Source organism: Treponema sp. Marseille-Q4132, assembly GCF_014334835.1.
In the GTDB taxonomy this organism is placed as follows: domain Bacteria; phylum Spirochaetota; class Spirochaetia; order Treponematales; family Treponemataceae; genus Treponema_D; species Treponema_D paredis.
This window is the reverse complement of record NZ_CP060591.1, coordinates 1,509,143-1,533,404: the sequence shown is the minus strand read 5'-3', so window position 1 is coordinate 1,533,404 and position 24,262 is coordinate 1,509,143. Positions and strand designations below refer to the sequence as shown.

23 protein-coding genes are annotated in these 24,262 nt (G+C 47.9%); 7 read left to right on the top strand and 16 right to left on the bottom strand.

The window, feature by feature from the left end; genetic code table 11:
• Positions 1-149 precede the first annotated feature (149 nt).
• The 3 genes from H9I35_RS07025 to H9I35_RS07015 are packed head-to-tail and all read right to left on the bottom strand — an operon-like array spanning position 150 to position 3,166.
• Positions 150-995, bottom strand: a complete 846-nt coding sequence (locus tag H9I35_RS07025) for a carbohydrate ABC transporter permease (RefSeq protein WP_187418718.1) — start codon at positions 993-995, stop codon at positions 150-152.
• A complete protein-coding gene (locus H9I35_RS07020; RefSeq protein ID WP_187418717.1) occupies positions 992-1,894 on the bottom strand; it encodes a carbohydrate ABC transporter permease in 903 nt (300 codons plus the stop codon). Before H9I35_RS07020 ends, H9I35_RS07025 begins: the two co-directional genes overlap by 4 nt.
• 6 nt (positions 1,895-1,900) lie before the next feature.
• Positions 1,901-3,166, bottom strand: a complete 1,266-nt coding sequence (locus tag H9I35_RS07015) for an ABC transporter substrate-binding protein (RefSeq protein WP_187418716.1) — start codon at positions 3,164-3,166, stop codon at positions 1,901-1,903.
• A 161-nt stretch (positions 3,167-3,327) separates the two neighbouring features.
• On the opposite strand from H9I35_RS07015, the gene H9I35_RS07010 reads away from it, so the two are divergent.
• Genes H9I35_RS07010 through H9I35_RS07000 form a run of 3 tightly spaced genes read left to right on the top strand, consistent with a single transcriptional unit; the run spans position 3,328 to position 6,137 of the window.
• Positions 3,328-4,212 carry an ROK family protein gene (locus H9I35_RS07010; protein ID WP_256397995.1) on the top strand — a complete coding sequence of 295 codons (885 nt, stop codon included), beginning with the start codon at positions 3,328-3,330 and terminating at the stop codon, positions 4,210-4,212.
• Positions 4,213-4,264: 52 nt separating this feature from the next.
• Positions 4,265-5,314 carry an SIS domain-containing protein gene (locus H9I35_RS07005; protein WP_187418714.1) on the top strand — a complete coding sequence of 350 codons (1,050 nt, stop codon included), beginning with the start codon at positions 4,265-4,267 and terminating at the stop codon, positions 5,312-5,314.
• A 31-nt stretch (positions 5,315-5,345) separates the two neighbouring features.
• On the top strand, positions 5,346-6,137 hold the full coding sequence (locus H9I35_RS07000) for a MurR/RpiR family transcriptional regulator (RefSeq protein ID WP_187418713.1): 792 nt from the start codon (positions 5,346-5,348) through the stop codon (positions 6,135-6,137).
• Positions 6,138-6,327: 190 nt separating this feature from the next.
• Here the strand turns inward: H9I35_RS07000 and H9I35_RS06995 are convergent, their stop codons facing one another.
• From H9I35_RS06995 to H9I35_RS06965, 6 genes are all read right to left on the bottom strand, one after another.
• Positions 6,328-7,764 (bottom strand): aldehyde dehydrogenase family protein, encoded by a 1,437-nt coding sequence (locus tag H9I35_RS06995; RefSeq protein WP_187418712.1) that lies wholly within the window; start codon positions 7,762-7,764, stop codon positions 6,328-6,330.
• Positions 7,765-7,784: 20 nt separating this feature from the next.
• Positions 7,785-8,954, bottom strand: a complete 1,170-nt coding sequence (locus H9I35_RS06990) for an FIST signal transduction protein (protein ID WP_187418711.1) — start codon at positions 8,952-8,954, stop codon at positions 7,785-7,787.
• Positions 8,955-9,520: 566 nt separating this feature from the next.
• The gene (locus H9I35_RS12405; RefSeq protein WP_215905289.1) at positions 9,521-10,687 is read right to left on the bottom strand and encodes a pyridoxamine 5'-phosphate oxidase family protein; all 1,167 of its coding nucleotides are present in this window, start codon (positions 10,685-10,687) and stop codon (positions 9,521-9,523) included.
• 124 nt (positions 10,688-10,811) lie between these two features.
• Positions 10,812-11,126, bottom strand: a complete 315-nt coding sequence (locus H9I35_RS06975) for a hypothetical protein (protein ID WP_187418710.1) — start codon at positions 11,124-11,126, stop codon at positions 10,812-10,814.
• Entirely contained in the window at positions 11,123-13,219 is a 2,097-nt protein-coding gene (locus H9I35_RS06970) for a heavy metal translocating P-type ATPase (protein ID WP_187418709.1), read from the bottom strand. Before H9I35_RS06970 ends, H9I35_RS06975 begins: the two co-directional genes overlap by 4 nt.
• A gap of 9 nt (positions 13,220-13,228) precedes the next feature.
• Positions 13,229-13,450 carry a hypothetical protein gene (locus H9I35_RS06965; protein ID WP_016521303.1) on the bottom strand — a complete coding sequence of 74 codons (222 nt, stop codon included), beginning with the start codon at positions 13,448-13,450 and terminating at the stop codon, positions 13,229-13,231.
• 727 nt (positions 13,451-14,177) lie between these two features.
• Between H9I35_RS06965 and H9I35_RS06960 the strand changes: the two genes are divergently transcribed.
• Positions 14,178-15,071, top strand: a complete 894-nt coding sequence (locus tag H9I35_RS06960; protein ID WP_187418708.1) for a tetratricopeptide repeat protein — start codon at positions 14,178-14,180, stop codon at positions 15,069-15,071.
• Positions 15,072-15,081: 10 nt separating this feature from the next.
• On the opposite strand, the gene H9I35_RS06955 is transcribed toward H9I35_RS06960, so the two are convergent.
• Complete coding sequence (locus H9I35_RS06955) at positions 15,082-15,861, bottom strand: ZIP family metal transporter (protein WP_187418707.1); 780 nt, start codon at positions 15,859-15,861, stop codon at positions 15,082-15,084.
• Between the two features lie 217 nt (positions 15,862-16,078).
• On the opposite strand from H9I35_RS06955, the gene H9I35_RS06950 reads away from it, so the two are divergent.
• Complete coding sequence (locus H9I35_RS06950) at positions 16,079-16,888, top strand: outer membrane lipoprotein-sorting protein (protein ID WP_187418706.1); 810 nt, start codon at positions 16,079-16,081, stop codon at positions 16,886-16,888.
• Positions 16,885-18,216 carry a DUF1302 family protein gene (locus tag H9I35_RS06945; protein ID WP_187418705.1) on the top strand — a complete coding sequence of 444 codons (1,332 nt, stop codon included), beginning with the start codon at positions 16,885-16,887 and terminating at the stop codon, positions 18,214-18,216. The genes H9I35_RS06950 and H9I35_RS06945 overlap by 4 nt, the downstream gene beginning before the upstream one ends.
• 22 nt (positions 18,217-18,238) lie before the next feature.
• On the opposite strand, the gene H9I35_RS06940 is transcribed toward H9I35_RS06945, so the two are convergent.
• The 3 genes from H9I35_RS06940 to H9I35_RS06930 all read right to left on the bottom strand — a co-directional run bounded on the left by H9I35_RS06940 (position 18,239) and on the right by H9I35_RS06930 (position 20,507).
• Complete coding sequence (locus H9I35_RS06940; protein ID WP_187418704.1) at positions 18,239-18,616, bottom strand: RidA family protein; 378 nt, start codon at positions 18,614-18,616, stop codon at positions 18,239-18,241.
• 191 nt (positions 18,617-18,807) lie between these two features.
• On the bottom strand, positions 18,808-19,512 hold the full coding sequence (locus H9I35_RS06935) for a hypothetical protein (RefSeq protein WP_187418703.1): 705 nt from the start codon (positions 19,510-19,512) through the stop codon (positions 18,808-18,810).
• Positions 19,513-19,652: 140 nt separating this feature from the next.
• Positions 19,653-20,507 (bottom strand): aldo/keto reductase, encoded by an 855-nt coding sequence (locus H9I35_RS06930; RefSeq protein ID WP_187418702.1) that lies wholly within the window; start codon positions 20,505-20,507, stop codon positions 19,653-19,655.
• A 93-nt stretch (positions 20,508-20,600) separates the two neighbouring features.
• Between H9I35_RS06930 and H9I35_RS06925 the strand changes: the two genes are divergently transcribed.
• Positions 20,601-21,515, top strand: a complete 915-nt coding sequence (locus H9I35_RS06925) for a ketopantoate reductase family protein (RefSeq protein ID WP_187418701.1) — start codon at positions 20,601-20,603, stop codon at positions 21,513-21,515.
• Positions 21,516-21,624: 109 nt separating this feature from the next.
• On the opposite strand, the gene H9I35_RS06920 is transcribed toward H9I35_RS06925, so the two are convergent.
• From H9I35_RS06920 to H9I35_RS06910, 3 genes are read right to left on the bottom strand one after another with little or no spacing between them, the layout of a single operon-like run.
• Positions 21,625-22,356 (bottom strand): glycerophosphodiester phosphodiesterase, encoded by a 732-nt coding sequence (locus H9I35_RS06920; RefSeq protein WP_187418700.1) that lies wholly within the window; start codon positions 22,354-22,356, stop codon positions 21,625-21,627.
• Positions 22,357-22,399: 43 nt separating this feature from the next.
• Complete coding sequence (locus H9I35_RS06915) at positions 22,400-23,698, bottom strand: TRAP transporter large permease (protein ID WP_187418699.1); 1,299 nt, start codon at positions 23,696-23,698, stop codon at positions 22,400-22,402.
• Positions 23,695-24,180, bottom strand: coding sequence for a TRAP transporter small permease (locus H9I35_RS06910; protein WP_187418698.1), 486 nt, complete (start codon positions 24,178-24,180; stop codon positions 23,695-23,697). The genes H9I35_RS06915 and H9I35_RS06910 overlap by 4 nt, the downstream gene beginning before the upstream one ends.
• Positions 24,181-24,262 lie beyond the last annotated feature (82 nt).

Genomic DNA, 24,262 nt, shown 5'->3' with positions numbered 1-24,262 from the left:
ATATTGCGCCGCAAAAAATATCCGCGTGCGGTGAAAATACCGCGGTGCAAAAATTACCCAAGCGTGTTTTGCATCGCTCATAAAAAAAGCGCTCGCGGATTTTGTCTGAAAGCGCCTTTTTTATTGTTTCCGGACAAGTGATTTATCGTTTATTCTTTTACTCCGCCGACTGCGAGTCCTTTGATAAGCGATTTTTGGAAAATCATACCGACGAGCACCGGCGGTAAAGATGTTAAAACGCCTGCCGCTGCAATTAAATTGTAATTGGACTGTCTGCCGCTTGCAAGATTCGATATGACTACGGGCAAGGTAAGCGCATTTTTACTGTTTGTAAACAGCATGGCATAAAAATATTCGTCCCATGCCATAATTAACGCCAAAAGAGCGACCGTTCCGATCGATGGCAATAAAAGCGGCATTACAACTTTGAATATGCGAGAAAAGATCCCCGCACCGTCCAAAATCGCCGCTTCTTCAAGCGCAAACGGAATGATATCGACGGCGTCTTTAAGCAGCCATACGCAAAACGGCAAGACGATCGTGCAATATACGAGAGACAATGCCCAGAATTTATCGAGCATGCCGTTGTTGCTTAAAAACCGGTAGAGAGGAAGAGCGTATGCGACGGGCGGCAGCATAAATGTGAAAACGGCACAGCGAAGAATAAAATCCTTTTTTCCGGGATAACGCGAAAAAACCCATGCTGCGGGAACGGTCGCCGTAAGGGAAATGGAAACCGTAAGAATCGAAGTGCGTAAACTGTTCCTCAATGCGAATAAAAACGCTTCGCCTCGGCTGTTTTTTGTTAAAACAAGAAGACTCTTAAATGAATCGAATGTCGGTTTTGCAGGCACCCATTTCAGCGGTTTTTCCGTCAAATCCGCAGCAGTGCTTATCGACATAATAACGAGCCAGAGGAACGGAGCTATGATATACACGACCAATGCGATTATTGCCGCATATTCCAAAACGATAATTATGCGTTTTTGTTTCATAAATCGCCCCGCGCTGTGTTTTTCGTATATTTTTTCGGAAGCAAAATCCGCAAATACGCGAAGATAAAAATCATAATCAGACATACCATTATTATGGCAAGCGCCGCTCCCGAACCGAGCCGAGAATCGGTAAATGCTTCCTGATATATGAAAATACTTGCGGATCTCGTTTTGTTTGCCGGTCCGCCTTTTGTCATAACATAAATAATATCGAATACTTTAATCGCTTCGATTATGCGCAATACCAGCGCGACTTGAATTGACGGGATGATATGCGGCAAAGTAACTGCGGTAAAGCGCTGCCATGCATTCGTTCCGTCTATAACGGCCGCTTCTATTTGATCTTTGGATAGGGTTTGCAGAGCGGCAAGTACGATCAGCGATACCAATGAAAAATTTTTCCAAAGATCCGCAAACATAATACAAAACAGCGCTTTATTTGCATCACCGAGCCAACTGGTATAATTTTTTATTATTTTAAGCTGATACAGCAGCGAATTCATCGCGCCGTATTCGGGGTTGTAAATGAGACGCCACATGATTGCATTTACGACGGTCGGTACCGCCCAAGGGAGAATCAAAAGGCCTCTGACCCATTTTACACCCTTGAGCGGCTGATTCAACAATAAAGCGACCGCCGTACCGAGAAGAATTTCCAATGTGACGTTCACTAACGCAAAAATACCGGAAACTTTCAACGATGCAAGAAAATCGATATTGCGCAATCCGTTTATAAAGTTTTTTAAACCGACCGCATGGCCCTCGTTCCCTAAAAGATTGGTATCCGTAAAACTTATGATGAAAGTTTGAACGAGCGGCCAGCCGATGATTAAAATCATCAGGATGAGCATCGGCGTGAGCAGGATATCGGTCTGCCGTATGAGTTTCCGGTTTTTCATACTTACTTACATTCTGCTCATTTCAGCGACGGCTTTGCGCAGCGCTTCCTGCGGACTGAGTTCTCCGTACAAAGCTTTTTGTATATACTGCTGCAAAACGGCACTGGCTTCCTGATAGCTTGCAACGCTGGGCCGTGCATTCATAATATTAAATGCGATTTTTGCGGTCGCAGCCAGTTCTTCTTTACCGGCGATGATGGCCGGATCGTCATACGACGCCGTCCATACCGGAAGCTGAAGATTCGAATATTTATCCTGAACCTCTTTGCTGCACAGATACAGAATATATTCCAGCGCTTCTTTAGGATGTTTTGTTTTCGAAACGACCGACAGACCCATAGACCCGCTCATTGCCGCATATTTTTTGCCTCCTTTTATACCGGGGAGGACGGAAATACCGACTTGGGCTTTTGTCAATTTGCTTTCGGCAGGATCGGAAGCCAATGCGTACATATAAAGCCAGTTCATCGTAAAAGCGCAGTCGCCGCTGGAGAAAACTCTGCGAACGTCTTCTTCGAGATATTCCGTAGAATTGGGATTTAAGAGTTTGTCTTTTTTTAACTGTACAAGCAGTTCCAGCGCTTTGACCCCGGTTTTATCGACAATCCAATTGCCGTTTTTATCCTGGTATTCCGCTCCGTACGCTTCCAAAAAATTGGAATATACGCAAATTAAAGCTTCGGCTTGCGCAAGGCTGAATGCGAAAGGATATTCGCAAATACCTTTTGTTTTGATTGCTTTTGCCATTTCGACCATTTCTTCGATCGTTGCAGGTCCTTTTGTATAGCCGGCACGGGCAAGCATATTTTTATTATAAAAAAGATACATGCAGTCCAAAAACCACGGCAGTCCGACAATTTTGCCTTTTTTCGTAGTAAAATTCCAACCGCCGCTGAGCACTCCTTTTTTGTAGGACTCCGGCACTTGTGCGGTAATATCGGAAATGATACCTTTTTGTGCATATTCGGCATACCATATATCGTCAACCAATACTGCATCGTAAGGGTTGTTTGACCCGTATGCCAACATCGTCTTATTCCGAAGCTCTTCGTAGGGTACGAATTCGGTTTGTACAACGATATTCGGGTGTTTTTTCATAAAGTCGGCGGTCATATCGTTGACGTTTTGTTCGGAATAGGCGGCTTGCGCCATGGCGAGAAAGCGGATTTGTATTTTATCCGAAGCTGCTCCGTTTCCGCCGTCCGTACTGCCGACAGCGAAAATATGCGCAACGATACAAGCGCATCCGATAATCATCAGGAATTTTTTCATACCGTTTACCTCCTTTAATTAGGGTACTTTTATCTTTATAAGGATATTATATCCGTCTTTTTTGAGCTGTCAAGTATAAAATATCCATAATTTATCAAATTTTGGATATATAATCCTTTACAAAATATTTTTTCGGATATATAATCCATTTTGTGGTAAAAATGAAAAATACCCTTGTTTGGGGGTTCGACCTCGGCGGAACGCAAATGCGCTGCGCTCTTGTTGAAGGTTCGGACGTTAAAAGTAGGATTTTCCGCTGTGCCACACAGCGCGACCGCCCACCCTCGGATATAGTAAACGATATTATATCTTTGATTCGGACGGCCGAAAAGGAAACGGGGAAAAAAGGGCTTCCGGTCGGGATGGGTGTTCCGACATCGATTACAAAGGGCTGTCTTGATATTTGCGAAAATCTGCCGACCATGCCGAATTACCCTTTGGCAAAAGAACTTTCACAGAGTTTAGGCAGAACAGTCGTCTTGGAAAACGACGCGTCGTGTTTCGTTTTGGGAGAATACGCGCTGTTTGACGACAGGGTAAAGAAGACTCTGCTCGGCTTTACGCTCGGAACGAGTATCGGGATGGGGATTATCATAAACGGAAAGCTTTTTAAAGGCGCACGCGGACAAGCGGGCGAAATTTGGCGCTCACCGGTATCTATAACCGGCGATGAAAGCGATGCGATCGTAGAAAAAGATCAAATCGTCGATCGCTGTCTGGGAGGCCGTTTTTTGGGAAGTTTGTATAAAAAAATTTCAGGTACGGAAATTTCCGGGGCGCAAATACACGAAAAAGCGGTGCAAAACGATCCTGCCGCCTTGCAGTGTTTTGCAGTATACGGCCGCCGACTCGGCGCGTTTTTGTGTCAGGCCGTCAATATGTTCGATCCGCATGCGATAGTTTTCGGCGGTTCGGTTTCATCGGATTACGCTTTTTTTGCACCGGAGTTTTCCAAGTTTTCCGATTTAAAAGGAATTCAAATATATAAAACGAAGGCGGGAGATACGGCGGCCCTTTTAGGCGCCGCATCGCTGATAAAATATTAAACCTGCTGCGGGATAATTCGTTCGGCGGCAGATACTATTTGAGGTGGATTATATGAGCAAATTTTATGATGAAATTGTACAAATACCCGAAGCGCTTCACTGCGTCGTCGATTATTATCGAGAGGAAGGACTTAAAAAGCTTACGGATTGGCAAAAGCTTGTAAGCGAACATTCGGCATTGAGTTTTCTCGGAATGGGAACTTCCGAATTTTCAATTTACAGCGCGCTGCCGAAATTCGAACAGAACGGACTTCCGGTTTCCGTCCGTGATGCCGGCGAATATTTGTATTACGGAGTGCAAAAACAAAACGAAAAAACGCTGTCGATTTTAACCAGCCAATCGGGTGAAAGCGTTGAAATCCGAAAATTGATCGAAGCGGGGCGTATCGGTTCGTCTATAGTAGGAATCACAAACGATACCGAAAGTATTTTGGGTAAAAGTGCCCGACTCGTTTTTCCCTTGTTCGGCGGAGAAGAGGCAAGCATTTCGGCAAAAACATACACGAACACGCTTGCCGTATTGAATTTTATGGGTGAAACCCTCGCAAAAAAACAAGTGCCGGCTGCAAGCTTTTTCGACACGCTCGATAAAGGAGCCGATTCATTGCTTTCCGTTTCGGATGAAGAAATTCAGGAAGCCGTACAGCATCTGCTTCCGGGAGATGCGATCGCCTTTGTGGGGCGCGGTCCCGCGTACACCTGCGCAAGACAATCGGCGCTCACCTTTATGGAAGGCACTCACTGTTTGAGTTCGCCCTTTACAGGCGGCGCATTTCGTCACGGGCCGTTCGAATCCGTCGGAAAATTATTTTCGATCGTGATTTATTGTGCCAAAGGAAAAACAAGCGCTTTTTCATGGAAGCTTGCTTCGGATTCGGCTGAACACGGTGCGAAAGTTTTGGTTATAACCGACGACACTCCGTCCGTATCGCATAAATCGATCAAAGTGTTGAAAATCGGCTCGGTGTTTTCCGGCGACGAAACTTTGTTTCCTTTAGCCGTTTCGGGCATTCATCCCAGAATCATTCACTTCCTCGCCTCCGCGCGCGGATTGGAAGCGGGGATTTTCAATTACGGCGGGAAAATCACCGTCACCGAATAAAAGATAAACAAAGATGCAAGAAAATTCGATTTTGAATGATATCCGCTCAATGCTTCCCGTTTTCAGCGAAACCGAACGGAAATTTGCAGAATATGTTTTGCGGGAAAACGAGCTCATTTATAAATCGATAACGATGGCAACCGAAGAAAGCGGCGTCGGTTACGGAACGATAATCCGATTTTGCCAAAAACTTAAATGCAAGGGATTTCAAGATTTTAAAATAAAGCTTGCTCTCGAGCCGTCTCAAAAAGAAAGCGACACGCCGCCGGACGAAGACAGTTTTCTTGCCTCTGTCTGCAAAGATATCCGGACGGTAAACGAGGCAATAGAGCCGGCCGTTTTCGAGCGGGCGGTAAAAATTTTGATTCCTGCAAAAAAAATACTTGTTATCGGAAGCGGCGGCTCTTATGCTCAAGCGTGGGACTTATGTTATCGGCTTATGCGGATCGGCTTTGACGTTTCGGTTGAAGGAGATTCTCACTTGCAGGCGATACGTGCTTCAACGCTGGAATCGGGTGACGTTTTAATTGCGGTTTCTTTTTCGGGAAGTACAAAGGGAATTTTAAACGCCGTCAGTCAGGGAAAAAGAACGAAAGCTGCCGTTATTGCCGTTACCAATTACGAACGTTCTCCGCTGGGAGCGGCTGCGGATTTGACTTTTTGCCTCAAGCTGCGTTCCCAAGTCCTTGACGCCGAAATCGGAAGTAAAATTCCCGTATCTTTTTTAATAGAAGTATTATGCAACAGATTGTTTAAAAGTGCGCCGAACGCGGCAGATGCTTTGAACTTAACGGCACATAGCGTGTCATCCGAATTGTTTTAAAAGCGAATAGGGATTTAAATTTTATCGCCTTTTAAAAAGGTACGCCGCAAAAAATATCTGCGTGCGATAAAAAATACCGCGGTGCAAAAATTACCCCAAGCGCGTTTTGCATCGCTTATAAAAAAAGCGCTCGCGGATTTTGTCCGAAAGCGCCTTTCAGAATTTTTGTAAGCTATTTTAATTTTTTATTTTACGCTTCAATAATGTTTTTCAGCACGACGGTTTTTATCTTCGTCATTTCGTTGAACGTGGACATGACGCCTTCAGTACCGATGCCGCTGTGCTTCCACCCGCCGAAGGGCATTTCAAACGAGCGATAAAAACTCGCGCCGTTGATAACCGCTTCGCCTGCTTCCATCGCGTTTGCGATTTTAAACGCGCGTTTTTGATCGCGTGAAAATACGCAGCTCGATAAACCAAACACGGAATTGTTTGCGATTTCGATCGCTTCATCATCGGTATTGAATCCGATGATCGGTACGACAGGACCGAATATTTCCATGTCTTTTGCGACATCGGCCGTTTTCGGAACATCCGTTATGACCGTCGGTTCATAAAAAGCACCGTTGCGTTTTCCGCCCAAAACGATTTTGCCGCCCTGTTCGACGGTTTTTTGCACTTGCTTTTCAACCTGTATCGCGGCTTTTTCGCTGATAAGGCAGGCGATTTTCGTATCTTCGTCGGCAGGATCGCCGAATTTCAGCTGCTTTATTCTTGCAACGGTTTTTTTTGCGAATTCGTCTTTCAGCGAATTGTGAATGATAAAGCGCTTGCTTGCGCAGCATACCTGTCCGGTATTGTACATGCGCCCCCACACGAGCTCTTCGACCGCCAAATCGACGTCTCCGTCATCCAGCACGATGAACGCGTCGTTTCCGCCCAATTCAAGCGCCGTGTGCGTAAGGTTCGCCGCAGCTTTTATTGCCGAATCGATTCCGACTTCGGTGCTTCCCGTCAACGTAACCAAGCCGACCCGCTTGTCGGAAACGGCATAGCTTTTGACGGAGCCGGGAGCCGTAACGCACTGGATCGCACCGTCGGGCACGCCCGCTTCGACGAGCAGTTCCGTCAGCCGCATCAATGTCAGCGGATTGTCGGATGAAGGCAGGACGAGCGCGGAGTTGCCCATCATTAAAGCCGGAGCGACTTTTTGATCGAACAGGTCGCACGGAAAATTGAAAGGAATGATGCATACGACGACACCGACCGGTTCTCTGAGTACCAGCTGCATCGTTGTCTGCTGTCCCGCTTCCGTTCCCTGCGGAATAATCGTGCCGTAAAAGTGTTTTGCCCGCTCGATAAATCCGCTGAAGCCGATCGTAACGTTTCCGATTTCGGCACGCGCTTCGGTTATTGGTTTGCCGTTTTCGCTCGACAAAAGCCGTGCCAAATCTTCGTGCGATTTTTGCACCAAGCTCAAGAATTTATACAGCACTTCGGCACGTTTAAAAATAGGCACTTTTGCCCATTCTTTTTGTCCCTGTACGGCCGCTGCAAGCGCCGCATCCAAATCTTTTTCATTTGCTCGCGGAACACTGTCGATCACTTTGCCGGTCGCAGGCGCGATTACGTCAAAGGTTTGACCGCTCGCGCTGTCCGTTTTCTTTCCGTTGATAATCATTTTCATAATTGTTACCTCTCGTTAATTCATTTTTCACCGAACGCCGTAAAGGACAGCATAAGGCCGCCGCAGGTATTGCGACCGTCGTCTTCGTAGCCGTATTCACCGAACGTAAATTCGACGATAAACGGGATCGTTCCCGCTTCTTTTTTGATTGCCGCGGTCAATTCGTTTATCCGCTCTCCGATCCCGATCCGCCTGCCGCCGCAGTGAACCAAATGGAAGCCGGCTATAGGTCCTTTCATTTTCGCTTTTAAGTCGGCAAGAGCCGCGCTTACGGCTTTTATTAAATCGTCCGTACTGCCTTCGAGGAGAGCTATCGCCGTTCCGACCGCAAGATTGTTTCCTACTGCGATTGAACCGTCGGCATTGCCGTTCATCGGGTGACGCACCGCAATCAAATCGCCTAAGGGATCTTTTACGCCGAGCGGGTTCGTAATGGAGCGCACGAGCAGATTGCCGCCTTCCGTATCTTTTGCGCTTGCACCCGTCCACTCGCGGTACTGCTCAAGCGCCGGTTTTCCGTTGATTTCCACAAGAGTACGCTCTTTTGCGATTTTTGTGATAACGCCGTATTTGCCGGTTTCTTTGTAGCCGCCGGTATATTTGTTCGCAAAAGCGGCTTTCGTATAGAAAAAAGCAACTGCCGCACCGTCGCCGGTTATCGTTTTGCCGGCAAACAGCTTCCATTCGCCTGCGAGCGTATTGTCCGCCGCGCTGCCGCCGAAAAGCGGTACTCTTCCTACGACGTCGGAAATACCTTTCAGATAGTATTCTTCTTCGCCGGGAGGCGCGACCATATACATATAGGCGGGCGCTTCCTTTTTACCGGCAGCGGCCAGAGCGCTTTCCGCTAATTTTCGTCCCGTTTCCCGCGCGCTTCCGCTTTTCGCCGCAGCCGCCGTTCCGACCGTCAAGTCGGCATCGGACAGCGCCATGATTCCGACATAGCCTTTTTCGCCGGTAATAAAACCGTCTTGCGTAACGATACCGGAAAATGATGTGTTTCCGATCAACGGCACACCGGGAAGTTCTTCGCCGATCGCTTTCAACAAAGCCTGTTGGTCATACGATACACCGCTGTATACAAACACAAGCTTCGAATCATGCAGTGCGTCTTTTATTTTACGCGCACATTCCTTTCCCGCCAGAGCCGCATCCGCGTTGTTGCTGCTCGCAGTCCGTATCTTTAACATAGCAACCTCCTGTAAAAAATTTTTCAGGAAATATCAATTTCCGAAAAAGTTTTTAGTCGTGCGCGCGCCTCGCAACGAGCGCGTAAGCGCGAAATTTCGAGCGGCGCACACGTTCAATAATCGAGTTTGCAAAATAATGTGTATCGTATCCATCCTGTTTTTATCGAAATAGTACGTATACAAGTCTTCTGCAAACATCCGCACAAACTCGAGATAAGAACGCTGCGATTTCGAGCAGTGCGCAGAAATCGCGAGTGTCTCCTATAAATAAAAAACGCTTCGACGTTTTTTGTCTCCGGACCTTAGCGACGGCGATATTTCAGACGGCGCTTTTTATCGACCTCCTGTAAAAACTTTTTATAAATCTTTTGATTTTATAATAGGAGGTGAATTTTCAGCTGTCAATGAAAATAAAAATCGGAGGTTTTGTATATCAAAAATACGGTTTCACGATGTGAAACAATGTATGTTTTTCATTAAATACGGCGTTCAATCCGTTGAACGGGCATTGGATATCATCGAAGCGGCCGGCTGTCGTGTTGCACGCCGTTTTATACAGCGAAAAATTATTGCATATTTTCTCGGATAATGCGCTCGAAGTCCTGCTCGTCATCGGGAGTTTCCTCCACGAAAGACGGATCCATGTGCATTAAAAAATGCCAATCGCTTTCGTCCTTTTTTTTATACATGATCGCTTCTCCGTCTTCGGAACCGAAAAACGACCTGTCAACTTCGCAGCCTTGTTGTTCAAGGAAAATTTTTGCACGTTCGTATGTACGCTCCCGCTTTTCGATATACGCTTTCACTTCTTCGTTATTGATGACGTATGCGTCCACACGCGTACACCCATTCGCAAGTCCGCGATTTGCTGTTTCCATATTCGGCACTTCACGCCAAATAATTTCCGCATCGTCGGGATCCGGAAACATAAAGCGGCTGAGCGGTATACGGTTTCCGTTATATTTGATTTCGGTATAATCGGGCAATTTTCCGGGGCTCAGCGTTTCGCTCGTATCGCAAAAATCTCCGTCTTTGATTTCCGTCATCGTATAACCGGGAACGGATCGGAGACTCTTTCTCGCTTCGTCGATGTTTTCAAACAAAGCCACAGGCGTTTCTTTTCCGTTTTGATAGAAAGTTAATAAATACATTGTTTGCTTTGAAGCGCGTTCTTCGCTTTGCCCTTTTTCCGTTTTCGTTTTTTCATTTTCGGAAAAATCGATTTTCGCTTCGTCTTTTTGCGGTCCGCCGTTCGGTGTTTGGCTTGGACGGTGCTTCGCCGTAAGGTGCGGAACGGAAATCTTTATGACGCACACGGACGAGGTCATCTCTTCCGATACGGTAAAATCCCTGCCGGTTTGCGTTTTCATAATGCATTCCAAACCGAAAATTTTTTCGTTTATATCCGAAACGATTTCCGCCGTTCCTTCGCCCATAACGCTCGAATAAGCTGAACTGTATTTGCACGGAATATTTCCGCCTGAAATCGGCGCGACATCCGTTTCGAGTTCAACGAACACGCGTGAATTTTTTTTAATAATATCGATTTTACGTCCTTCTTTGGCACTGTGCAGATACAGCGTTAGCTTCCCTTCATTAAAAACATAACCGTACTGCATCGGTACGACGTAGGGTACGTTTCCGTCGATCATACCTACGTGTACGACTTTTGCTTTTTCTATGATGTTTTCGATTTCCCCGAGATCCGTTACTTCTCTGTCTTTTCTCCGCATACGATCCTCCGATGCAATAAGTTTTATCTGAAATTTGAATTTTCAATTTGTTAAAAATAAAAAATATCACGCAACCTACGGCACCCGTTTCGCATAAAAATATACGACGGAAAAGACGATATATTCAATAGCCCCACGAGTCGATAATCGAGCGGATCTGAGCAATATCCGAAAGAATATCATTCCGATTTTTTTCCGAATAGGCGGCAAGCTTTTGCCGAAGTTTTTGTAAATAGGGAACCAACGACTCAAGACGTTCAAGCGGTACGCCGGCGGGATCATAAGTGATGAGTACGCTTCCCGTTTTTTCTTTGTATTCGCAGACTGCGTCGCCGGAAATCGATTTCAGTGCGGCAATTGCCGCCGTTCGTATGGCTTCGTCACGGAGAACGGGATCGCGCAAACGCAGTCTCCCCGGAAAATAATTGATCTGCATCATTCTTTTTTTAATAGCGGCTGCATCGCCCCTACGGCAAATGCGATCGTCGATGAATTATGCAAAACGGCGGCGAACGACGGTGAAATAAAACCGAGTAAACCCGCGGCTATCAACACGGAATTGACAATTATTATGTTTTTATTATTGTCATCGATTTTTTTCATCAAATGCTGACCCATGATCCGCGTTTTCAGCAGCGCCGCAAGTCCGTCGCCCGACGGCAGCACGATGTCCGCCGTCTCTCCGGTGATTTCCGCGCAGTCGCCCATGGCAACTCCGGTATTTGCGGCGGCGAGCGCAGGGGCATCGTTTATACCGTCGCCAATCATGATGACGGTATGCCCTTCCCGTTTTTGTTTTTCGATGTATGCGACTTTATCTTCCGGCAGTGCGTGCGCAATATAGTGATCGATGCCCGTAAGCTCCGCCGCAGTCTTTGCCGCACCCGTATCGTCGCCCGTTATCATCGTACAGTTGACGATGCCCGTGCCGTGCAGACGGCGGACGATTTCTTTTGCATCTGTTCTCACGGGGTCTGTAATCGCAAAGGCGGCCAGCAGCCGTTTTTCTTCTGCAAGATACAAAAGCGATTCACCGCGATCGAGAGCATCGCGTATGATCGCATCAAGATTTTCCGGAGGAAGTATCTTTTCATCGTCAAAGGTAAAATGCCGGCTGCCGATCGAAAGACGTTTGCCGTTCAGCGTCGTTACGATGCCGTGTGCGACGATGTATTCGACTTTTGCGTGCCGTTCGGGATGCTTGAGCCCTTTGTCTTCGGCGGCTTGCACGATCGCGCGGGCGACGGGATGGGTAAAATGTTCTTCCAAACATGCGGCTGCCGCGAGCATGTCGTCTTCGCTTTCTTTGCCGAATACGATGATACGTGAAAGCTTCGGCTCGGCTGCCGTAAGCGTGCCGGTTTTGTCGAACACGACGGTGTCGGCTCGCGAAGCATCTTCGAGAAATTTTCCGCCTTTGACGAGAATGCCGTGCTCGGCCGCTTCTTTCATCGCGCTCAAAACCGCAAGCGGGGCTGCGAGCTTCATTGCGCATGAATAATCGACCATAAGCGTCGACAAGACCTTTGTTATATTTCCCGTAAAAACAAAAGTTAAAAGCGAAAGTAAAAAATTATATTTGACAAGCTGATCGGCAAGGTACTCGGAACGAACCTGCGATGAAACTTTCAGTTGCTGCGACGAATCGATCATCGTGATGATGTTCTGCACTTTCGTTTGACTGCCCGCCGCGCGTACGAGAACGAAAAGCTCTCCTTCCTGTACGATCGTTCCGGCAAATACGCTGTGCCCTTTTCGCTTTTCGACGGCAAGGGGCTCTCCGGTGATCGACGCCTGATTGACAAGCGCTTCGCCTTTGACGACTTCTCCGTCGGCGGGGATAAGCGAACCCGTGCGTACCGCAACGATATCGCCTTTTTTAAGAGTGTATAACGGAACCTTGCGCTCCGTTTCCCCTTCGACGAGCTGCACTTGATCGTTTTCGGAAAAAAGCGTCAACGCCAAATCTTCGTATGATTTCTTTTTCGTGTATTCTTCGATCGTTTCGCCGATATCGAGCAAAAAATTGATATTCGATGCGGTCGACATATCTCCCGTCGCCGCGGCTGCCGTAATGGCCGTCGCATCGAGGACGTCGGCACAAAAAATACGGCTTGAAAAAATCCGTTCCGCACCTTTTAAAATTCTCGGAGCGATTGAAGCGATTTGTAAAAGCATTCTTAAAGGAGCAGGCAAAAGCCGTTTTGCATAATGCCATGCCGCCATAGAAATGAGCGATTCCGGAAGGCTTGTCCGTTTCGGCGGAAGTACGACGGATGCCAGCATATCCGCATCGTTGAGATATTTTCCTGAAAGCGCGGCAAACAGCGCTTTGATGCTTTGTTCGGATTGTTTCGTTTCGTCGTAACGGATAAGAAAAGAACCGACGATGTGATTGACCGTTACTTGAGCTACGCCTTCCTGAACGGAAAGCAGATTTTGCGCAAGAACTGCCTGCCGCACGCTTACTTCGGATTTGTCGTACCGTACGCGCATGCGTCCGGGGAGAGAATGCTTAACATAAAACTTCATACGGGACAATTACGCTTTCGCCGCGTTCGCCTTTTTTTGTTTAGCTTCCGCTTCAGCATCTTCGGCATCTTCTTTTACCGATTCGAAAAATACCGAGGCGTCTTCCTTAAGCTGCAAACCTGCAGCTATCAGTTTGGAACAGCTTTTACGGAATATATCCGTTTTCATAAGCGATACCGCTGCCGCGCCGACAACCGCACCGAGTAAAAATTTTTTCATTCCTTCTGACATCGTATTCTCCTGCCGAAATCGAATTCGGTATTTTGCTCACACTGTGATTTTTATAATCAATTCATAATACCGCTGTAGGATGGAAAAAGCAAGAGGAGCCGGCAAATCCGAGCAGTGCGCAGGATTTGCCGGCGTCTCTTATAAAAGAAAAACGTGCTAAACGTTTTTCGCCTCTCGACTTAAAAGAGCAATTCCGAGCAATGCGGAGGAATTATGCGCGTCTCCTATAAAAGAAAAACGGCTCGGTCGTTTTTCAACACCGGACTTCATCAACCAAATCCGAGCAGTGCGCGACTTGCAACGAGCGTGTTAGCGCGAAGTTCCCCGCGCAACTTGCAACGAGCGCGTTAGCGCGAAGTTCCCCGCGCAGGATTTGCGAGCGTCTCCTATCACAAAGCGCGCATAAATGTCGCGCTTTGTGTCCTCATAAGGAATCGCAGTCGGCTTTCATACCCTTTATTGTATCCGAAAGGATGAGGTATGAAAGCCTCCGCCCGGATAAAAGAAAAACGACTCGGCCGTTTTTCAACACCGGACTTCATCAACCAAATCCGAGCAGTGCGCAACTTGCAACGAGCGCGTTAGCGCGAAGTTCCCCGCGCAACTTGCAACGAGCGCGGAGCGCGAAGTTCCCCGCGCAGGATTCGCTAAGCTATTTGTTTTTCGCGTTGTAAATATCATTTACAGATTGCAGGCTTTAAATTATTATAAATATTACGGAGCAATTATGAAAAAGAGAATTTGTATTGCGGTATTGTCTGCACTTTTTATCCCTTTGTTGTTTTCGGAAACCGCCTATGATAAATTTTGGAATTCGATGAAAGCCGAAGATTACGACGAAGCGGAACGATATTTGGCAGAATGGGAAAAAACGAAACCGAAAGATGCTGAATTATACGTGGCGTATTTTAATTATTATATTGCAAAGGCAACGGCGGAACAAATACGCATGGAAACGACGCCTCCGGATTCCGGTGAATACGCGGAAGCGAAAAATGAAAGCGGCGATACGATCTATCTGTACTCGACGACGGCATACGACGATGCATTTTCGGAAAAAGCTTTTGCCGCTATCGATAAAGGGCTCTCATTTCATCCGAAACGGCTCGATATGTATTTCGGTAAAGCGCATTTTTATTATATGCGGAAGGAATATTCCGATCAAAAAGAATTGATAAAAAAGGTATTTGCGCTTCATAAAAAATACGGCGGAAAATGGTTGTGGGCGAATAATACGCCGCTCGAAAACACACCGGTCGATTTTGAAGAAACCGTTCATAACTACATCGCAGAATGGCTCGGCACGGAAAATCAAACGGCGATCGAATGTGCAAGAGAAATAGCCCTGCTGTTTGTAAAAGATTTTCCGGATAATCCCGTCGCATACAACGATGCGGGGCTGGCATACAGTTATTTAAATGATTTGGAGCAGGCAAAAAAATATTATAAAGCCGGATGGGAGTGCGATGGGGGAGATATGATTTTGCTCGCAAATCTCGCATACGTTTGCAAAAACCTCGGTGAAACGAATGAAGCGGAAAAATATTATTTGCTGATGGCGGAATCGGATGACAAAGGATACGCCGACTTCGCAAAACGTCAATTGGAAAATTTGCGATAACGCTCGGTATTCAGCTCAATGCGACGTCGAGTACCATCATGAGCGCGAAACCGACGGCAAACCCGATCGTACAGACATCGGTTTTATCGTCACGTGTCGCTTCGGGGATGAGCTCTTCGATGACGACGTAAATCATCGCTCCGGCGGCAAACGAAAGAAAATACGGCAGTGCGCTTAAAACCGTTTCGGTTAATAAAATCGTAATCACGGCGGCGACGGGTTCGACGGCTCCGGAGAGCATCCCGTACCAAAACGATTTCGCTTTACTGTTGCCTTCCGTTCTCAGCGGCATTGAAATGATTGCACCTTCGGGAAAGTTTTGAATCGCTATGCCGAGCGAAAGCGCAAAAGCCGCGGCTGCGGAAACGTTGGCGGTACCGCTCGTCATACCGGCGAATACGACGCCGACGGCCATGCCTTCGGGAATATTGTGCAGCGTTACCGCGAATACGAGCATGAGCGTACGGCTCAGACGCGATTTCGGTCCTTCGGGAGCGGATGCGTCGATGTGCAGGTGCGGCGTTATTCTATCGAGCGAAAAAAGAAAGGCGATGCCGAATAAAAAGCCGACGAGAGCTGGTATAAACGATAAACTTTTTGCCGCCTCGGCCATTTCGATGGACGGGATGAGGAGCGACCATACGGATGCCGCAACCATCACGCCGGCGGCAAATCCCATAAGCGCGCGCCGTACGCCGTCGTGCATTTCGCGTTTCATGAAAAATACGCACGCGGCGCCGAGCGTCGTTCCGGCAAACGGAATCATCAATCCCCAAAAAACGGTAGCCATATTATTTCCTCATATCCATTATTCCGCTGTGTTGACAAAAAATCAAGCTTGGCATACGATACTGTTGATAATAAGTTAGCATCATATAACTTTTGGTAAATATGTTTCTGACGGAGAACCTTATGTCGGTAACGTATAAACCCGCCGCAGAACGGCAATGTATGTTGTTCTTATAAAACAGAACGATACGATAAACGATATTGCTTTGGAGGATACTATGAAAAGAGTCGAAAAATTATTAAAGAAAGCGGCCGTATTTTTTGCCCTCGGTGCCTGCGCGTTTGCGGCCGCCGCACAGGATTTGAGCGGTTATGACATTATGAAGCGAAGCAAAAATACGGATACCGGCAAAACGGGTACCTATACCGCGACGATGACGCTTATCAATAAAATCGGCACTCAGCGTGTGCGCGAAGTCGTTTATTATACAAAAGATTACGGAGACACCGACAAAACGGTTATCGTTTTCCGTACACCGAAAGACGTCGCCGGTGTCGGTTATTTGATGTGGGAGTACGATGAAAAAGCCGACGGTACGAAAAAAGATTCCGACAACTGGCTGTATATGCCTGCGATGAAAAAAGTGCGTCGCATATCCGGCAGCGAAAGCGGCGGCGATTTTATGGGAACAGATTTTACCTACGACGATATGGGCGACCGCGCCCTTTCGAAAGATACGTTCAATCTGCTCGGTTCGGAAAATATTAATAATGCCGATTGTTGGAAAATCGAATGCGTTGCAAAAGATAAAACGGAAAAAAATCCCCGCCGCATCGTATGGATCCGGAAAGACAATTATAAAGCGGTAAAAGGAGAATATTACGATCGCCAAAATGTGCTGCAGCGGAAATTGGAATGCGAAAAAATTGAAAAAATCGACGGTATATGGACGATCGGCAAAATGAAGATGGAAAACGTTAGGACGAATCATTCGACCGTCATCGAAATGAAAGACGTACACTACAATATGCCGATAAACGATTCCGTCTTTACCGTTGCATCTCTTGAGCGCGGAGCGATAAAATGAAATTATTAATTTTAAAAACGATGCAGGCGGTGCGCCGGCATCGTTTTTCCGTGATCGCTCTTGTCTGCGTTCTTGCCGCTTTCTGTGCATTTTCGCAGGACATCACGTTTTCGGGAAGTGCGAAAACCTCAGTCGGTGTTTTTATCCGTGGCGACAATGCAGGTGATTTTTCATCCGCAAAAGAAACGGTGAGCGGAGAAGTTGATGCGCGGTTTGCGAATTGTACGGTTTTTATCGCGGGCAATGCGTATTTCAACGCGCTCGCGGCGAATTCCGGCGGAAGTTTTTCGGTTGCCGACGGACTCGGCGCGGAACTGCAGGAAGCGTATTTTACGTGGACGTCGAACGAATTTGCAAAAGGTTTGACGGCGGGCTTAAAAATCGGACGGCAGATAACGGCTTGGGGAAAGGCGGACGGCATACGCATCGCGGATATCCTCTGTCCGCAAAATCTCTCGTCGCTCGGTACGGCGAACTACAGCGAAAGCAGGCTCGGTATTGACGCGGTAAAGGCGACGTTTTCGGGAACGTATTTTTCCGCCGACGCATATTGGATCCCGTTTTTCAGACCCTCTGCGCTTCCGCTCGAATCGTGGAATCCGATCAGGAAAGCGCTCATTCCCAGTCCTGCCGGCGTAGAGGTCGTACTCGGCGATATTTCGAAGCCGGAGCTGAACATCGCAAATTCGAGCTATGCCGCGCGCGTAAGTTTTTGGTTTCCGGCGATCGACTTTTCGCTGTACGGATACTACGGCTTTGACGATTCGCCGAACCTCTCGTACGAGCCCGGTGCGATGCCGCCGCCTAAAATTACCGTGACGGGAAAATATTATCGGTACGGCATGGCAGGCTTCGACTTGGCCGTTCCCGCAGGAGCCTTTGTGATCAGAGCGGAAAGCGCGTTTTTTATCGAGCGTGCGCTTCAGCTCGGACAAACTTCGCTCGGCGGCTACAAACGAAAAAATGAACTGAGAGCCCTTGCGGGAATCGACTGGAATAAAAACGGCTGGATGCTTACCGCGCAGTATTACGGGGACGTCGTATTCGCCTATGTCGATTCGCTTGCGCGCGACGCGTACGAACACGGGACTACGGCAAACTTTTCGAAAACGCTTTTTTCCGACACGCTTACGCTTTCGTGTACCGGCCTTGTACGCTGGAACGATTTGGACGGCTTTGCCGGCCTTAAAGTCAAGTACAACCTTACCGACGAGATTTCGCTTTTACTTGCGTTCGACGGATATTTTCCCGGTCCGAAAAGCGACGGCACTTACGGAAAGTACAAAGATTTAAGCTGCGTACGATTCGAAGGGACGGTTAAATTTTAATCGGCTTAGTCCCCGGCAAACATCAGTTTGCCGATTGGGCGACGACTTCCACTTCGACGAGCACGCCTTTCGGAAGCTCGACGACGGCGACGCACGAGCGCGCGGGCTTTCCCGTAAAATATTTTGCGTACACTTCGTTGAACGCCGCAAAATCATCCATCGTTTTCAAAAAGCACAGCGTTTTGACCGCTTTCGTAAAATCGCTTCCCGCCGCTTCGAGCACGGCTTTGAGATTTTTCATAACCTGTTCAGCCTGTTCGGTTATCGTTTTGCCTTCGACGGCACCCGTCTGCGGATTGATCGGAATTTGTCCGGATGTGTACACGAAACCGTTTGCAACGATTGCCTGAGAGTACGGACCGATTGCAGCAGGTGCATTTTTCGTATCGATTACTTTCATAAAATTGCCTCACTGTATAAGAAGATTGTATATGTTAGTATAGTGCTGAAAAATAGTAAGGTCAAGAAAAGTGAAGCGAATATTGAAGATGGAAAAATTCACACAAATGAATTTTGTGAAATTTCGTGAAGATGAAAATGCGCTACCGCACACAGCTGTGCGGGCATCGGAAAAAAAGAGAGCGCTTTAATTTACCATGCGGCGGAAAATACGAGCGGTTTTGCCGCCGTGAGCAGATCGACGAGCGGACACTCGATCGTTTTTACCGCTTTTTCTCCGTTCGGCACAAAAAACGAAATCTTTATTTTTGCTCGCGCGGCTTCATCGGCGAGCGCTTTACCGTAGACGGAAGCGATCAAATCTACGTATTCGTCTTTGGGGACGGCTTCTCCGAGAAAAACGGGTGCCATAAATAAATCGATATACGACTGCAGCGTATCGGGCAGGAGTTTGTATAATTTTGCACAGACTGCGGGAGAAACCGTGATCGCCGAAGTGCGGGCGGATCGGGAAATGCAGCCCGACCGCGATATGGGATCATTTCCTTCTTTCGGCAGGCGAAGAGCGATACCGAGAGAAGTGTTCGTCGGAGATGCGACGCGCACGTCTTTGATACCCGCCGTCCGAAACTGAGAGGCCATTTCATCCGCATCGAAAAGCTGCTGTCCGCTTTCACCCGAAAGCGACTGCATGATTTCGATAAAGGCGGAATCGAATGCCGCGTCATACAGTATGTTTATGCTGCCGTCGGCGTTTGCATGCAGTTCGACGGAAGACGTGCAGGAGGCAAACAACAGCGGCAAAAAGAGCGCTGCTGCAATCATCGATTTAAAAAGCGAAGATTTTATACCGGCCGTTTCGGAGTGCGGCATTTTTATCGACATGTTCTTTTTCATCACATAATCCTTCGTATGAAAAACAAACGGAATGCTTAAACGAAACACTGAAATAGTGTGTCTCGTTTAACGGCGAGTGTGCCGAAAGGCAAACGTCGCATATCAACATGTGCGCGCCGCTCGAAACCGCCGCCTTTACCCTATTCGATATCGAGCGGCATTTTATGCGTCGGCGGAGGAAAAGCTTTATCCAACGCGATAAAATCTTGTGCATCGAGCTGCACCGTATCGGCGCCCGCATTGAGCAGCGTATGCTCTTTTCGCGAACTGCGCGGGATCGCAATCGTAGTGCCGTCGCGGATACACCATGCGAGCAGCACTTGCGTCACGTCACAGCCGTATTTTTGCGCAACTGCGGCAACGGTTTCGTTTTCAAATAAACCGCGGCGTAAAGTCCCCGCCTGTGCGAGCGGGCAATACGCCATAAGCGCGACGCCGTGCCGCCTCATCCGCGGCAATAAATCGAATTCGATGCCGCGAGACCCCAAGTGATAAAGCACTTGATTGACGGCGCAATTTTTTCCCGACGGAAGGGCAAAGAGTTCGTCCATATCGCTTGTGTCGAAATTCGAAACGCCCCACGCACGGATTTTTCCCTTCGCTTTCAGTTCTTCCAGACACGCGACCGTTTCGGCGAGCGCTATGCTTCCCCGCCAATGATAGAGATACAGATCGAGATGATCCGTGCCGAGCCGTTCGAGCGTCGCATCGCACGATCGCTCCATATTTTTTTTACCGGCGTTCGACGGCAGTACTTTCGAGACGATAAAAAGTTTTTTTCGATCCGTCGAAGAAATCGCTTCTCCGACGATTTTTTCGCTTAAGCCGCTGCCGTACATTTCCGCCGTGTCGATGAGCGTCATGCCCGCTCCTATACCTGAGCGGATAGCATCGATCTCCTGAGCGCGTTTAGATGCCGTCTCTCCGATATACCACGTGCCCTGCCCGATCGCCGGTACAACCGCTCCGTTCGATAACTTTACCGTATTTTTCATCGCTTACCTCACATATGATTGTATAGCGATTGTTCCGCCGTTGTCTACGATTGAAGTATTGTTCGAATTCGCGTTTGGCGATATACTCAAATCATGAAAATCGCTTCGGTATCGATAGTCGGATTGGGTGCGGTAGGAGCCGTCGTCGCTTCCCGCCTCACGTCTTTTTTGGGTAAAGCAAAGGTACAGTGCATAGTCGATGCCGAGCGCAAAGCGCGTTATGAGAGCGACGGTATCTTCATCAACGGAGTGAAACAGGATTTTAATTACCTTACGCCGGAAAATGCCGTGCCTTCGGATTTAATAATAATTGCAACGAAAAATCTTCAGCTCGGCGAAGCGCTTAAAAGCATCCGTAGCGCCGTCGGAGCTCACACGGCGATTATGGCGCTTTGTAACGGTATTCAAAGCGAACGCGACGCCGCGTCGGTTTACGGTAAAGAGCGTGTGCTCTACAGTTTTATCATCGGTATCAGTTCTATTCACGAAAAAAATCAAATCCGCTGCCCTGCCGAAGGCCGTATCGTATTCGGTGAAAAGGATAATAAAAAAACGGATCGGGTAAAAGCCGTCGAAGAATTATTTGCAAAAGCGAAAATCGAAAGCGAAGTACCGGAAAATATTCATCTCGAGCAGTGGAAAAAATTTCTGCTCAACGTCGTGTTCAATACGCTGAGCGCTTTGTGCCGCGCTCCGTACGGTGCTTTTTCCGCTCCCGTTATGCGCGATCTTGCGCGGAGCGTCGGAAAAGAAGTCATCGCCGTCGCTCAAGCCGAAGGCGTTCCGCTTACGCAGACGATGTTCGAAGATACGCTTTTGCTTATCATCGACTTCGATACGCACGGTAAAACATCCATGCTGCAGGATTTTGAAGCCGGCAGAAAAAGCGAAAATGCATGGTTTTGCGGTACGGTGAACAAGCTCGGAAAAGTGCACGGCATTCCGACACCCGTGTGTACGCTGCTCGAAGCTCTCGTCGAAGGCACGGAGACAGCGCGCGATATCTGACCGCACGAGAGCCGATACGTCTGAGGCGATCGTGCGTCGGTCATTTTCGAAAACGTTAAACGCCTGCCGCATTACGGCAAAACGACATCCGCACGATCGTTATTGATTATTATTTTTGCATTCCTTTGCAATATGCGCGGCATACCGCCGGATAATTCGTGATGGTTCCGGAAATATTCCACGCGTACATTTTTTCAAGTTCGGCCATCGTGTTGACCGTCCACACGTTGATGCCGATGCCGTGCCGTTTCAATTCCGCCACCGCTTCATCGTTCAGATTTTTATAGCTCGGATGGTAGAATTCAAAACCGTATTTTTTGCAGTAAAAACCCGCGTTTACCAAACCCGCTTCTTCGACGAGCGCTCCGGCCGGAATCGAAGGTGCGATTTTTTTTGCCGTGATGAGCGAGCTGTGATTGAACGACGAAAACATCACTTTTTTTTCGAGTTTGTATTTATCGATGATATCGATCGTTTTTTGCTCGATGTCTTCATAATACACGAGCCCCGTCTTCAGTTCGATATTCGTCGTTATGTTTACCGTCGCCGCCCATTCGCAGTATTCTTCGAATGAGGGTATGGATTCTTTCAGAAATTTTCCGTTCCATTTTTTTGCAGCGTCGAGTTTTCGAAGTTCCGCAAATGAAAGATCGCGGACGGCGCCTGTGCCGTCGGTCGTACGGTCGACTTTTTCATCGTGGATGATGACGACCGTTCCGTCTTTTGTAAGCTGTACGTCGAGTTCGATTCCGTCCGAGCCCGCTTCAACGGCTTTGCGGAATGCGAGCATCGTATTTTCCGGGTAAGAACCGCTGTCTCCGCGGTGTGCAACAATATTCATAATATCTCCTGTATTTTTTTCTGCTGTTTTTTTGCCGTAGCTATCATCCTGCCGCACCGTAAATCAAATTCGGCACGACAAGCGATATCTGCGGAATATATGTTACAAGGATGAGCGACACGAGAAGCGCGATGATAAACGGATACACTTCTTTGATGAACGCTTCGAGTTTGCAGCCGGTAATACCGCAGCACGTAAACATCATGGAACCGAACGGCGGCGTAAGTCCTCCGATCATGATATTGACGATGCAGATTAAACCGAAGTGTATGACGTCGACACCGAGCTGCGTGATGACCGGCACGAGCAGCGGCGCGAGTATGATGATGAGCGCCCCGCCTTCGAGGAACATACCGCCGATGAGCAGCACGACGTTGAAAATCATCAGCATGACATATTTGTTTTGCGTAATGCCGAGCAGCCACGTTGTCATCGTCTGCGGGATGCGCTGCCAGTTCAAATAGTAGCCGAACACCGATGCGGCAACAATGATAAAGACGACCGTACTCGTTCCGTACACCGTTTCAAGGATGATCGGAACGATGTGTTCTTTTTTCAATTCTTTGTACACGAATTTTCCGACGATGATACAATACAAAACCGCAATCGCTCCGGCTTCCGACGGCGTAAACAGTCCGATACGGAGTCCGAGTACGATACCGAACGGAAAGAGCAGCGCCCAAAGCGAATCGATCGCCTGCTTGCCGATTTCAATCGGAGACGCAGCGCGCGTTCTCGTCGTTCCGTATTTTCTCTTTTTTGAAATAATATGCACGGTTATCATCAGCGACAGCGTCATCAAAAAGCCCGGCAAATATCCTGCGGCAAACATACGGCCGACCGAACAGCTTGCGATGAGCGCATAGACGATCAAATTGATGCCCGGCGGAATGACCGGTGTAACGGCGGAAGATGCTGCAGTGATCGCTGCGGAAAACGCTTTGCCGAAACCGCGCTTTTCCATTTCGGGGACAAGCATTTTGCTTTCCATTGCGGCATCCGCATTTGCCGAACCGGAAACGCCGCCCATGAGCATACTGAGCAAAACGTTCGACTGAGCGAGCCCACCCGGCATATGACCGGTGAGCACATCGGCAAATTGCATGAGCTTTTTACTGATACCGCTGTAATTCATAATGGAACCGGCCATAACGAAAAACGGAATGGCGAGCAGCGGAAAGGACTGTGTCGCGCTGACAAAACGCTGCAAAAGCAGGGCGGCAGACGTACCGGTATCGATAAAACCGAAATAAAACATCGTCGCGCCGAACAGAGCGAACGCGATCGGCATGCTTGAAAAATACAGAACGAGAACGAGAATAACGGGAAGGTATCCGATCATTGCGTATCCCCCTGTTTTGTTATTTTAATAAAATCGAAAATAAAAAATTTGACGGAATATACCGTCATGAGCGTAAATGCGATGAGAATCGACGCGCTGATACATACCGACGATATGCCGAGAACGGGCGTCGGTTTTACGTGCGACACTTTTACGTAACGCAGCGCCATATACGCAATGTAGCCGTTTACGAGGATGAGCAGCAGATCCATGATGCAGGCGATAAAAATACGCATCTTTCCTTTCGCTAGGTTGACGATCATATCGACGCTTACGTGTATCTTCCGTTTGTAGGCCGCTGTTGCGCCGAGGAAAACGCTCCACACAAAACAGCCTGTCGCAACTTCTTCCGACCAATAGATAGCCGTCTTCAGAAAATATCGCGTAAACACGTTGATGATGACGAGCACCGTCGTCGCGATGAGAAAAGAGCCGGCACAGATCTCTTCAAAATAATTAAAAAATTTTTTTATTTTTTCCATTTTGATATCCGTAAAAGCCGAAACGCAGGCGAAAGCTTTGTCTCACACCCGCGTTTCGGAAGATAAGCATACCGGCGCGCGC